The organism is Klebsiella sp. X1-16S-Nf21, assembly GCF_002837615.1.
Lineage (GTDB): Bacteria > Pseudomonadota > Gammaproteobacteria > Enterobacterales > Enterobacteriaceae > Klebsiella > Klebsiella variicola.
Window position 1 is genome coordinate 1 of sequence record NZ_PJDK01000115.1, and the last position, 12536, is coordinate 12536.

Consider the following 12536-nt stretch of genomic DNA (forward strand, 5'->3'; position numbering starts at 1 on the left):
TAAAGCCGCATCACGGGCTGGCGCTCTGCGTAAGCCACAATGATTTATTTTTGGATCGATCCTGGCGGGTTATCGGGCATGGTTTTTGCTACTTTTTAACTGACGATGCCGGTGCTTCACGCGCCCGGTAGGGTGCCGACGCCTCAGCGCGGCGCTATTAATCACTCAGAGGTGGAGCTATGCAATATATACTGACTGGCGTACTGGTATTGATCATCAGCGGCTTAGCGATCCACGGTCTGACCCTGGTGTTTGAAAGGGTGTACAAAGCGCTTTTCTATAAATTAGCCAGTGTGGATCATGCGGCCAGCAAAGTGAAAACGAAGGTGTCGCGTTAAGGCTATACGGCCATCCCTGGCCTGCCAGCAGGTTAAGGAAGACGCGGATAGATGCCCGGGCCGATCGGCAGTCCCACCAGATACCATCCCACCAGCAACAGCAGCCAGACGGCGAGAAAAATCAGCGGGTAAGGGAGCACCAGCGAGTAGTAGGTGCCGAGGCGGGCATCCGGTCGGTAGCGCTGTAGGAAGCCGAGAAACAGCGGCACAAACGGCGACACCGGCGCCAGCGGCAGCACCGATGAATCGGCGATGCGAAACAGGATCTGCGCAAAGGCCGGGTGAAAGCCCAGCAGCATAAACATCGGCACGAAGATCGGCGCCAGAATCGACCAGATGGCCGAGCCGCTGGCGATAAACATACACAGAAAAGCCGACAGCAGCGCGAGCCCGACAAACGCCGGGACGCCGTTCATCCCGGCGCTCTCCAGCAGGTCCGTCAGACCGACGGCCATAAACTTGCCCATGTTGCTCCAGTTGAACATCGCCACGAACTGCGCCAGCGGGAAGACCATCACGATAAACCCGGCCATCTCTTTCATCGGCTCAATCATCAGCTGCGGCAGGTCGGCCTGGCGGCGAATTTTGCCGGTGGCGATGCCGTATGCCAGCGACACGACAAAGAAGAAAAAGATAATCAGCGGCACGATGCCTTTGATAAACGGCGAGGGCATGACCGTATGTTGAACCGGGTCGCGAAGAATACCGTTCTCGGGGACCACCATCAGGGCGACGACCGCCACGAATACCAGCGTTGCCACGCCGGCGATGCGCAGGCCGAAACGCTCCTCGGGCGTCAGCGTCTGCAGCTTTTCATCACGACTGCCTTGCCACTGGCCCAGCCGCGGCTCCACCAGCTTATCGGTGATCAGTCCGCCGACGAGCGTCAGGACGATCACTGAGGTCGCCATAAAGTACCAGTTGTCGATCACGCTGACGTGCAAAGAGGCATCGATGGATTTTGCCGCCTCGGTGCTGATCCCCGAGAGCAGTACGTCGGTGGTGACGATCAGTAAATTGGCGGTAAAGCCGCAGCCCACACCGGCAATCGCCGCCAACAGGCCGGCGACAGGATGCCGACCGACGGCGAGGAACATCAGCGCGCCCAGCGGCGGCATAATTACCAGCGCCGCGTCGGAAGAGATATGGCTGAAGAAGGCGATAAACAGCACCATATAGCTGGCATAGCGGGCGCTGACGTGAGAGGCCATCTTCACCATCAGCGCGGGTAACAGACCCACCCGCTCGGCGAAGCCGGCGCCCAGCACCAGGGCGAGGATCGCCCCCAGCGGCGCGAAACCGCTGAAGTTTTTAATGACGTTGGGCAAAAACCAGTGCAACCCTTCCACGCTGAGCAGATTTTTGACCACCACCCGTGAACCATCCGTAGGGTTCTGCACCCCGACGTTGAAGGCGGAAAGTATCGCCGTGGCCGCGATCAGCGCCACGATAAGATAGATAAACAGCAAAAACGGGTGCGGGACTTTGTTACCGATCTTCTCTACCCAGCCATAGCGCTTTCCGCCGGGGGAAGACGACGGTATGGATGACATACTCATGGGCGTTCCTCTGTTGTCGTTGTTGTGTTGGGCAGGCCTGCTCCCGTACTGCCGGCGGTTATTATGGTCGGTGCGTGCCGCGATGCCGGTCAGCGTTGGCCAGGAGTAGCCTGTCTTAAGTGGTTATCGTAAAACGGACGGACTCACCTCCGCCGGGATCGGGCAACGATAGGGGCGTTCGGCCAGTACCTGCCTGAGTTCTTGTTGGCTGGCCGCCAGCAGCGCGCTGTCGCTGAATAAACGGATCGCGGTCGCCGCGAGCACTTTCCCCGCCAGCAACATCCCTTTATGGGCAATGGAGGTTCTGCCCTGGCTCACCAGCTGCCAGCTGTGCAGCGGGGTTCCCACCGCGAAGCACGGGCTGAAGCACTGAGCCACCGGCGCTTTCCAGCTGACATCGCCGACGTCAGTGGAGCCGGCGAGGACGTTATCCGTGGCCGCCCAGGGCGCCACCTCATCAATCAGCAGCGTGTCGCGGTGGCGACGAGCGAACGTTTTGCCTTCCTCCCCACTGGTGCCGGCAATATTGTTCAGGCTGTTGTTAATATCGTTGGCGCTGAGGGTGGCGCGTATCGCCGCGGCAAAAGCGCGCTCCTCGTCGCTCCAGGCGGGGGTACCGTAATGACAGACCGCCTGATACATCGCCGCCTCAAGCGTGCGGTTGGGGAGATAGCTGGAGCAGGCTTTTTCAAAGCGGCAGCTGACCTGGGTCTCGGTCATCAGCGCGGCCCCCTGAGCAATCTTCTCGATGCGGGCGAAGATCTCCTCCGCGTCGGCCATCTCCGGCGCACGGATCAGATACAGAACTTCCGCCTGAGCCTGCACCACGTTGGGCGAGACACCGCCGGTATCGGTAATGGCATAATGGACCCGCGCCTTCTCGATGATATGTTCATTGAGGAAGTTGCTGCCGGTGGTCATCAGAGTGACGGCATCCAGCGCGCTCCGGCCCAGGTGCGGCGAATTCGCAGCGTGGGCGGCGGTGCCGGTAAAACGCCATGCCGCCTGAATATTGGCGAGGGTGCGGGTGCTGAACATCCCGGCCCAGGCTTCCGGATGCCAGGTCAGCGCCGCATCGACATCATCAAACAACCCTTCGCGCACCATAAAGGTTTTTCCCGATCCGCCTTCCTCGCCGGGACAACCATAGAAGCGCAGCGTGCCCGCGCCGCCATGCTGTTGCAGCCAGGCTTTGGCGGCGACCGCCGCGGCGAATGCCGCCGTACCGAGCAGATTGTGCCCGCAGCCGTGGCCGTTGGCTCCCGGTGTCAAGGGTGTCGGTTCCGCGCAGTGCGCCTGCTGGCTGAGGCCCGCCAGGGCGTCAAATTCGCCGAGCAGGGCAATCACCGGTTGGCCTTCGCCGACGCTGGCGATAAAGGCATTCGGGATCCCACCCGCATCGCGAGTGAGCTGGAAACCTTCTGCCTCCAGCGCATCCGCCAGGCGTTGGGCGGACCAGTACTCCTCAAAGCGGGTCTCCGGGTGATCCCAGATGTCATCGGCGATGGCGCAGTACGCCTCGCGTCGCGTCTCAATCATCTCGTCCACAAACTGAAAAATGGCTTCCATTACACCCCCCGCTGCCAGGGAAAGTTAAGCGCGATACGCGCCAGAGTTTCTACCGCTAGCGCCATGACGCTCTCGTCGAAGTCAAACTTCTCGTTGTGGTGACCGGCGCTCAGTTGGGTGCCGAAGATCATGTACGAGGCGAGGCCGCCGCGCGCCTGGACCCGGGCCATCATCAGGGTGGCGTCTTCCGAGCCCGCCGGGGCGGCGATACGATCCACCGCCTGTTGCACGCCGGGCACACGGGCGGCCTGTTCGCGCAGATAGTCCACCCACGCCGGCGACGGCGCGCTGGCGGTCGCCGCACCCATCATGCGTAGTTCGTAGCGGGCTTCGTACATCGCCGCCGCCCCGGCGATGACGTGCTGCGCCCGCTCGAACACGTACTGGTTAATGGCTTCGCTTTCACCGCGGGTTTCCACTTTTAACAGCGCGGAAGAGGGCACCACGTTGCGCCCGGTGCCCGCCTGCATCACCCCGACGTTGACCCGCGAGGCGCCGGCGCTGTGCGGCGGGATGGCGTGCAGGCCAAGAGCGGCCTGGGCGGCGGCCAGCAGCGCGTTGCGCCCCTCCTCCGGCTTGCCGCCGGCGTGGGCGGCCACGCCGCTGAACTGCACGTCGAATTTAGTAGTGGCCATAAAGTTGTCGCCACCGCAGACGACGGTACCTGCCGGCACACCGGTCCCGATATGGATCGCCGTGAAATAATCCACGTCATCCACCACGCCGGCGGCCACCATCGCCCGGGCGCCGCGGGTACCCTCTTCAGCGGGCTGGAAAATCAGTTTGATCACCCCGTTGAGCTGCGCGGCATACTGCTTCAGGACATGCGCCAGGCCCAGCCCGATGGCGGTATGGCCATCATGGCCGCAGGCGTGCATCATGCCGGCGTTGCAGGAGGCGAAATGGTCGCGATGAGGGCGGTGGCTGTCGTCGTGCTGTTCATTGAGGTCAAGGGCATCCATATCGACGCGGAAGGCCAGGGTTGGGCCGGGACGTCCGGTGTCGAGCGTGGCGACCACGCCGGCGAAACCGCCTTCAAACGCCGGCAGCCAGCGTTCCGGCGCGCCCTGTTCGCGGGCGCGCTCGAAAGCCTGGGCCAGGGTATCCTCGTCCGGCAGCCCCATCCGGCTATCGGCATCGATGACATCGCGCCCCAGCGCCAGCTGATAGCCGAGCCCGTCGAGGATCTCCGCCACCTTGCTGGCAGTGCGGAATTCCAGCCAGCCGGATTCCGCGTGCAGGTGAAAATCACGGCGCCATTGGATCATGGCCGGCGCCAGCTGGTGGAGGTATTCATCAAGTTGCGGCATAGCTCATCCTGTCATAAGTAAAAAATGTGACGGCGTTCACGATGTGATAGCTTTTGTTTATCACTTACGTTTTACAGGCCGTATCCCACTTAACCTGCCATAGCCTGATGGATTACAGTAGATGTGATTTTCTTCTGTCTGATAAACAATGGTTATCACCGAAAGCATGGCATTTCAGATTAAATTTCATCATATCCGCGCCTTCGTCGAAGTGGCCCGGGAAGGGAGTATTCGCGGCGCCAGCCGGGCGCTGGCGGTCTCGCAGCCGGCCCTGACCAAAGCGATTAAAGAGCTGGAGGAGGGGCTTTCCGCCCAGCTGTTCGTGCGCCGCAGTCAGGGGGTGGCGCTGACCGAAAACGGCGAAAGCTTTTACCAACATGCGAGCTTGATCCTTGAGGAACTGCGGGCGGCGCAGGACGAACTGCTGCAGCGCCAGGGCGAGCAGGCCGGGCAAATTAATATTGGCCTTGGCGCCAGCGTCGCCCGGTCGCTGATGCCGTCGGTGATCTGTCGCTTTCATCAGCAGCATCCGCAGGTAAAGGTGCGGATCATGGAGGGCCAGCTGCTGGCGATGATCAATGAGCTGCGCCAGGGAGAGCTGGATTTCACCATCAATACCTATTACCCCGGGCCGTACGACCATGAGTTCAGCTTTGAGAAACTGTTTGAGAAACCGTTCGCGGTGTTTGCCCGCGCGGGACATCCGGCGGCGCAGGCCACCTCGCTGGGGGAGTTGATGGATCACCACTGGACCATGCCGACGCCGCGCGGCAGCTACTTTAAACAGCTGCAGGACCGGCTTAATCAGGCCGGGTTAGCGCCTAAGGTAGATATTGTTTGCGAAACCTTCTCGTCGTGCATTAGCCTGGTAGTGAAAAGTGATTTTCTCAGCATCCTGCCGGTGGAGCTCGGCAACGATCCGCTGATGGCGGACAAGCTGGTGATGATCCCTGTCCGCGACGTCTTGCCGACGGCCACCTATTATCTGATCCAGCGGCGCGATACCCGGCAGACGCCATTAACGGCGTCGTTAATCACGCTGTTTCGCCGCCAAAGCCGACAATTGTTTCCTTAATCGCCCGTCGCGCTCACTTTGCCAGCGAACGCGGCTAAACGCGTTGAGGGGGGAGCGCCGGGCGGCTATAGTAGCTGGCGACAGCCGCTGGAGGAGAGCCCATGAACCTTGATGACAAATCCCTGTTTCTTGACGCCATGGAAGATGTCCAGCCTCTGAAACGTAAAAATGACGTGCACTGGCATCCCGGGCGCAACAGCCGGGCCCCGCAGCGCGTCGATACCCTGCAACTGGATAATTTTCTCACCACCGGCTATCTCGATATCGTGCCGCTCGCCACGCCGCTGGAGTTTAAGCGTGAAGGGCTGCAGAGCGGCGTGCTGGATAAGCTGCGGCGGGGGAAATACAGCCAGCAGGCGAGCCTCTCCCTGCTGCGCCAGCCGGTGGAACAGTGCCGACAGATGCTCTTCGCCTTTATGGTGCAGGCGCAGAAAGAGGGGTTACGTAATGTGCTGATCGTTCACGGCAAAGGCCGCGACGACCAGTCCCACGCCAATATTATCCGCAGCTATCTGGCGCGCTGGCTGGAAGAGCTGCCGGAGGTGCAGGCCTTCTGCGCCGCGCTTCCACATCATGGCGGCAGCGGCGCCTGCTATGTCGCGCTGCGTAAATCGGCCGAGGCGAAGCAGGAGACCTGGGAGCAGCACGCCAAGCGCAGTCGTTAGCGCAGAAGCAGCGTCAGCTCGCGGGCGGCTTTTTGCAGCTCCGGCAGCACGCGATCGATCATCTCGCGGGCCGACATCTGGCCCGCATGCACCCCAACGTTCAGCGCCGCCTGGACCTGCCCCTGAGCGTTAAACAGCGGTACCGCGAGGGAGCGCAGGCCCATCTCCAGCTCCTGGTCGTTGAGGGCATACCCCTGCTGATGCACCCGTTTCAGTTCGGCGCGCAGCTTCGCCACCGAATCCACCGTCTGCGGGGTGTAGCGGATCATGGTCACCCGAGCCAGCATGTCGTTGAGCTTCTCCTCCGGCTGATGGCTGAGCAGCACCCGGCCCATCGAGGTCGCCCAGGCCGGAAGGCGGCTGCCGATATCCAGGTCGATGGTCATAATCCGCGAGCTGGAGGCGCGGGCGATATACAGAATATCGTCCCCGTCGAGGGTGGCGATGGAGCAGGACTCGTTGAGCATTTCGCTCAGATGTCGCAGCACCGGCTGCGCCGAACGCGCCAGCGGCGTCGAGGCCAGCCAGGCGTGGCCCAGCGCCAGGATCCGCGGTCGCAGCTGGAAATTCTTACCGTCTTCGGCATACACGAACCCCAGCTTGCTCAGGGTATACAGGCAGCGGCGCACCGCCGCGCGCGGAATGCCGGTCTTCTGGCTGATCTGCGAGATAGACAGCAAGGGCCGCTGCGGCGTGAACGCCTGAATCACCTCCAGGCCGCGCGCCAGGGAGGCCATAAAGTTAGGATCGCCCTTAAACGGATCGCCGTCGCCGGTCAGTAAATCGTCTGGATGCTTGTCCATTTCTGTTCCCCATATTTGCCATCGATCACATTCTTTCGCTAAAGATAACCGATGTTCGATTATCGCACCATATTTCGATTATCGCCCTTGACCGACATCGTTAAGCGGGTCACATTTTGTGCGAACAACGAATAAAAGTGCGATTACCGCACATCACTGGAGCGACCTGATGATTGATAAAAGCGTATCGACGCTGAGCGAGGCCATCGCCGGGATCCACGACGGGGCGACTATTATGATCGGCGGCTTTGGTCCCGCCGGCCAGCCGACCTTTCTGATTGACGCCCTGATTGACCAGGGCGCCCGCGACCTGACCATCATTAATAACAACGCCGGCAACGGGGAAGTGGGTCTCGCGGCGCTGCTGAAAGCCGGGCGAGTACGCAAGATGATCTGCTCCTTCCCGCGCCAGGTGGATTCCCAGATTTTCGATGACCTCTATCGCCGCGGCAAAGTGGAGCTGGAGCTGGTGCCGCAGGGTAACCTCGCGGCGCGGATCCAGGCGGCTGGCGCCGGGCTGGGGGCAGTGTTTACCCCCACCGGCTACGGCACACCGCTGGCGGAAGGCAAGGAGACGCGGGAAATCGATGGTCGCCATTACGTACTGGAATATCCGATTAAAGCCGATTTCGCGCTGATTAAGGCCCATCAGGGCGACCGCTGGGGCAACCTGGTCTATCGCAAGGCGGCGCGCAACTTTGGCCCGATCATGGCGACGGCGGCGAAAACCACCATCGTCGAGGTCTCGCAGCTGGTGCCGCTGGGCGACCTCGACCCGGAACACATCATCACCCCCGGCATTTTCGTCCAGCGTGTCTTCTCGCTGGAAAACCTGACTGCCGCACAACGCGCCTGAGGAGCCCGAGATGCAAAAACTGACCCGTGACGAAATGGCCCAGCGCGTGGCCCGCGATATTCCCGAAGGCGCTTACGTCAACCTCGGCATCGGCCTGCCGACCCGCATTGCCAATTACCTGCCCGCCGACAAAGAAGTGTTCCTGCACAGCGAAAACGGCCTGTTGGGGATGGGGCCGAAACCGCAGCCCGGGGAAGAAGATCCCGAGCTGATCAATGCCGGTAAAGAGTATGTCACCCTCCTGCAGGGCGGCTGCTATTTCCACCACGGCGACTCCTTCGCCATGATGCGCGGCGGCCATCTCGATATCTGCGTGCTGGGGGCCTATCAGGTCTCCGCCAGCGGCGACCTCGCGAACTGGAGCACCGGTGCGCCGGATGCGATCCCGGCCGTTGGCGGGGCGATGGATCTGGCCATCGGCGCCCGCCAGGTGTTCGTGATGATGGACCACCTGACCCGTGACGGCGAGTGCAAGCTGGTGGCGCAGTGCAGCTACCCGCTGACCGGCGTCGGCTGCGTCAGCCGGATCTATACCGACCTGGCGGTGATCGACATCACCGACCGCGGCCCGGTGGTACGTGAAATCTTTAACGGTCTCTCTTTTGAAGAGCTGCAGCGCATCACTCCGGTGGCGCTGACCTTTGAACAACTGGCGGAAAGCGCGTAAGGAACCTATGATGAATCAGGCATTTATCTGTGATGCGGTACGTACACCCTTTGGCCGTTTCGGTGGTACCCTGGCGACGATGCGCGCCGACGACCTCGCGGCGCTGCCATTAAAAGCCCTGCTGGAGCGTAACCCGGGACTGGATCCCTCGCGCATTGACGATGTGATCTTTGGCTGCGCCAACCAGGCCGGGGAAGATAACCGCAACGTGGCGCGGATGGCGCTGCTGCTGGCCGGGCTGCCGGAGAGCGTGCCCGGGAGCACCATCAACCGCCTGTGCGGTTCCAGCCTCGATGCGATCGGCGTCGCGGCGCGGGCGATTAAAAGCGGCGAGACGCAGCTGATGATCGCCGGTGGCGTGGAGAGCATGTCCCGCGCGCCGTTTGTGATGGGGAAAGCAGAGAGCGCCTTTAGCCGCAGCATGCAGATGGAGGATACCACCATCGGCTGGCGCTTTATTAACCCGCAGATGAAAGCCCTGTACGGCGTGCATTCCATGCCGGAGACGGCGGAAAACGTCGCCGATGAGTTTGCCATTTCCCGTGCCGATCAGGACGCGTTCGCCTTACGCAGTCAACTGCGTACCGCCGCGGCGCAGGAGGCGGGGCGTTTCGCCGATGAGCTGATCGCCGTCCAGGTGCCGCAGCGTAAAGGCGAGCCACTGCTGTTTAGCCGCGATGAGCACCCGCGCAGTACCTCGCTGGAGGCGCTGGCTAAACTGCGCGGCGTGGTGCGCGCCGACGGCAGCGTCACCGCCGGTAACGCCTCCGGCGTTAACGATGGCGCCTGTGCGCTGCTGCTGGCCAGCGAGACGGCGCTGGCGGCTCACGATCTTCAACCGCTGGCCCGGGTGGTCGGCGTGGCGACGGCGGGTGTTGCGCCGCGGATCATGGGCTTTGGCCCGGCGCCCGCGGTGCGTAAGGTGCTGGCGCAGACCGGCCTGACATTAGCCCAGATGGATGTCATCGAGCTGAATGAAGCCTTCGCCGCTCAGGCGCTGGCGGTGACCCGTGATCTGGGCTTACCGGATGATGCCGCCCACGTGAACCCTAACGGCGGGGCGATCGCGCTGGGCCACCCGCTCGGTGCCTCCGGCGGCCGGCTGGCGATGACCGCGGCTTATCAGCTGAAACGGACCGGCGGCCGCTACGCCCTGTGCACCATGTGCATCGGCGTCGGACAGGGGATCGCCCTGATTATTGAACGTGTTTAAGGAGCCAGAATGAGTTTGTTGACCCCAATGCTGCGCAGCAGTCCGCTGACCGACTGGTTCAGCGACGCGCAGCGGGTGCAGGGCATGCTGGATTTTGAAGCGGCGCTGGCGCAGGCGCAGGCCGTCTGCGGGATGGTGCCGCCGGAAGCGGTCGGGCCGATTGTCGCGGCCTGCCGCCACGAGACCATCGATTTTGCCGCGCTGGGCGAGGCGGCGGTGGGGGCCGGTAACCTGGCGATCCCGCTGGTGAAACAGCTGACGGTACAGGTAAAAGCGCGAGATCCCGAGGCTGCGCGCTACGTCCACTGGGGAGCCACCAGTCAGGACGCCATCGACACCGGACTGGTGCTCCAGCTGCGCGGGGCGCTGGATGCCGCTGAGACCTTGCTTGAGCAGCTGTTGGCTGCCCTGGCTCTCCAGGCGGATCGTTATCGCGATACTGTCATGCCGGGTCGGACCTGGATGCAGCATGCGCTGCCGGTGACCTTTGGCCTGAAGCTGGCGGGCACCCTCGACGCGCTCCTGCGCTGGCAGCAGCGGCTGCGCGAGATGCGTCCGCGGCTGCTGGTGCTGCAGTTTGGCGGCGCCGCGGGCACTCTTGACGCGCTAAAAGAGAAAGGGCCGGCGGTTGGCCAGGCGCTGGCGCAGATCCTCGGTCTGTCGCTGCCGGATACCCCGTGGCACAGCCAGCGCGATCGGCTGCTGGAGGCGGGCGCCTGGTTTGCCGGTGTCTGCGGTACCCTGGGGAAATTCGCTAACGACTTCTCCCTGCTGATGCAGACCGAAGTGGCTGAGGTCGGCGAGCCGGTGGCGGAAGGCCGCGGCGGCTCATCGACGATGCCGCATAAGCGCAATCCGGTGGCCTGCGCGGCGATCCTGACCGCCGCCCAGCGTACGCCGGGGCTGATGGCGACCCTCTACGCCAGCCAGCTCCAGCAGCACGAGCGGGCGCTGGGCGGCTGGCAGGCGGAGTGGGAGACGCTGCCGGATCTGATTACTCTGGTGGGCGGGGCGCTGGCGCAAAGTGAAGCGCTGGTGCGCGATATGCAGGTCTTCCCGCAGAAAATGCGTGCCGATCTCGATATCACCCACGGGCTGATCATGGCCGAGGCGGTGACCCTGGCGCTGGCGGAATTCATCGGCAAAGCCGAGGCGCATCATCATATCGAGGCGCTGTGCCGTCAGGCGCTGGACCGTCACTCTCCGCTGGTCGATCTGCTCGCGGCTGACCCACAGGTCAGTCAGTATCTCTCTCGTGAACGCTTAACCACGCTGCTGGACCCGGCAACGGCGACCGGCAGCGCCGAACGCTTTGTGCGCCAGGTGCTGGCGCGTTATCAGGAGCAACGTGATGAATCTTGATTATCAACTCGACGGGCCGGAGGGCGCGCCGGTTATCGTCCTCTCCAACTCGCTGGGCACCACCCGGGCGATGTGGCAGCCGCAGATCGAGGCGTTAACCGCCCATTTTCGGGTGCTGCGCTATGACACCCACGGTCACGGTAATACGACGAAAAATGGCAAAGTGACCCTCGCCCAGCTGGGGGAAGATGTGATTGCGCTGCTCGATCACCTGAATATCGACCGCGCCTGGTTCTGCGGGATCTCGATGGGCGGTCTGACCGGCCTGTGGCTGGGACGCTTTGCGCCAGAACGTTTTTATGGTCTGGCCGTTGCCAACACCGCGGCGCGCATTGGCGATCAGGCCAGCTGGCTGTCGCGGGCGCGGGCGGTACGCCAGGAGGGAATGGCGGTGGTGGCCGCCGGGGCGGCGGATCGCTGGTTCACTCATGCGTTTCGCCAGAAGGCGCCGGAGGTGGTGGAGGCGCTATGCCACCAGTTAACCCATACCGACATCGAAGGCTATGCCGCCTGCTGCGAGGCGCTGGCCGCCGCCGACCTGCGGGGCGAAGTGGGGCAGATCCCGCTGCCGACATTAATTATCGCCGGTGAAAGTGACCCTGTCACTACGGTCAGTGACGCCAGTTTCCTGCAGCAGCAGATCCCCGCTTCCCAGGTGGTGGTGCTGGCGGCATCGCATCTATCAAACATTGAGGCGCCGAAAAGCTTTACTTCGGCGCTGCTAAGCTTTTTCCAGGGGGAACGCCATGGAGGATAAACAGCGCTATCAGGACGGAATGACGGTACGGCGCAAAGTATTGGGCGACGCCCACGTCGACCGTACGCTGCAGCATCTGACGCCGTTGAATGATGAGTTTCAGGACTTTATTACCCGCTACGCCTGGGGTGAGACCTGGACCCGTCCGGGGCTCGACCACCACACCCGCAGCATGATCACCATTGCCATGCTGATTGCTCTCAATCGCGAGGCGGAGCTGAAGATGCATCTGCGCGCGTCGTTTAACAACGGGGTCACCCGCGATGAGCTGAAAGAGTTGATCATGCACTCTGCGCTGTATTGTGGGCTGCCGGCGGCGAATGCCACGATGCATCTGGCGCAGCAGGTGTTTGACGACATCG

Annotated in this window: 13 protein-coding genes; 9 read left to right on the forward strand and 4 right to left on the reverse strand. The window is 62.5% G+C overall.

Annotated features, from left to right (window positions below; translation table 11 throughout):
- The first annotated feature begins 179 nt into the window (after positions 1-179).
- The gene (locus tag CW267_RS28345) at positions 180-338 is read left to right on the forward strand and encodes a hypothetical protein (protein ID WP_012541886.1); all 159 of its coding nucleotides are present in this window, start codon (positions 180-182) and stop codon (positions 336-338) included.
- Between the two features lie 32 nt (positions 339-370).
- Here CW267_RS28345 and abgT read toward each other — a convergent pair whose 3' ends face one another.
- From abgT to CW267_RS28360, 3 genes are all read right to left on the reverse strand, one after another.
- Positions 371-1897 carry a p-aminobenzoyl-glutamate transporter gene (abgT, locus tag CW267_RS28350; protein WP_022065675.1) on the reverse strand — a complete coding sequence of 509 codons (1527 nt, stop codon included), beginning with the start codon at positions 1895-1897 and terminating at the stop codon, positions 371-373.
- Between the two features lie 123 nt (positions 1898-2020).
- Positions 2021-3466, reverse strand: a complete 1446-nt coding sequence (locus CW267_RS28355) for a M20 family metallopeptidase (RefSeq protein ID WP_032735489.1) — start codon at positions 3464-3466, stop codon at positions 2021-2023.
- Entirely contained in the window at positions 3466-4776 is a 1311-nt protein-coding gene (locus tag CW267_RS28360) for a M20 family metallo-hydrolase (RefSeq protein ID WP_032735491.1), read from the reverse strand. Before CW267_RS28360 ends, CW267_RS28355 begins: the two co-directional genes overlap by 1 nt.
- A 166-nt stretch (positions 4777-4942) precedes the next feature.
- Here CW267_RS28360 and CW267_RS28365 point away from each other — a divergent pair, with 166 nt between their 5' ends.
- On the forward strand, positions 4943-5851 hold the full coding sequence (locus CW267_RS28365; protein WP_008805057.1) for a LysR family transcriptional regulator: 909 nt from the start codon (positions 4943-4945) through the stop codon (positions 5849-5851).
- 101 nt (positions 5852-5952) lie between these two features.
- Complete coding sequence (gene smrA, locus CW267_RS28370; RefSeq protein ID WP_008805056.1) at positions 5953-6516, forward strand: DNA endonuclease SmrA; 564 nt, start codon at positions 5953-5955, stop codon at positions 6514-6516.
- On the opposite strand, the gene CW267_RS28375 is transcribed toward smrA, so the two are convergent.
- Complete coding sequence (locus CW267_RS28375) at positions 6513-7319, reverse strand: IclR family transcriptional regulator C-terminal domain-containing protein (RefSeq protein ID WP_008805055.1); 807 nt, start codon at positions 7317-7319, stop codon at positions 6513-6515. The two genes, smrA and CW267_RS28375, sit on opposite strands and share 4 nt — an antisense overlap.
- A gap of 169 nt (positions 7320-7488) precedes the next feature.
- On the opposite strand from CW267_RS28375, the gene CW267_RS28380 reads away from it, so the two are divergent.
- From CW267_RS28380 to pcaC, 6 genes are all read left to right on the forward strand, one after another.
- On the forward strand, positions 7489-8175 hold the full coding sequence (locus CW267_RS28380) for a 3-oxoacid CoA-transferase subunit A (RefSeq protein ID WP_008805054.1): 687 nt from the start codon (positions 7489-7491) through the stop codon (positions 8173-8175).
- A gap of 10 nt (positions 8176-8185) precedes the next feature.
- Entirely contained in the window at positions 8186-8842 is a 657-nt protein-coding gene (locus CW267_RS28385; protein WP_012541879.1) for a 3-oxoacid CoA-transferase subunit B, read from the forward strand.
- Positions 8843-8852: 10 nt separating this feature from the next.
- The gene (gene pcaF, locus CW267_RS28390; protein WP_008805052.1) at positions 8853-10055 is read left to right on the forward strand and encodes a 3-oxoadipyl-CoA thiolase; all 1203 of its coding nucleotides are present in this window, start codon (positions 8853-8855) and stop codon (positions 10053-10055) included.
- A 9-nt stretch (positions 10056-10064) separates the two neighbouring features.
- Positions 10065-11417: a 3-carboxy-cis,cis-muconate cycloisomerase gene (locus CW267_RS28395; protein ID WP_012968331.1), complete on the forward strand. Its 1353-nt coding sequence runs from the start codon at positions 10065-10067 to the stop codon at positions 11415-11417.
- Complete coding sequence (pcaD, locus tag CW267_RS28400) at positions 11407-12174, forward strand: 3-oxoadipate enol-lactonase (RefSeq protein WP_064180786.1); 768 nt, start codon at positions 11407-11409, stop codon at positions 12172-12174. Before CW267_RS28395 ends, pcaD begins: the two co-directional genes overlap by 11 nt.
- A partial coding sequence (gene pcaC, locus CW267_RS28405; protein WP_101148695.1) for a 4-carboxymuconolactone decarboxylase occupies positions 12164-12536 on the forward strand: 373 nt, incomplete at its 3' end. The genes pcaD and pcaC, both read left to right, overlap by 11 nt.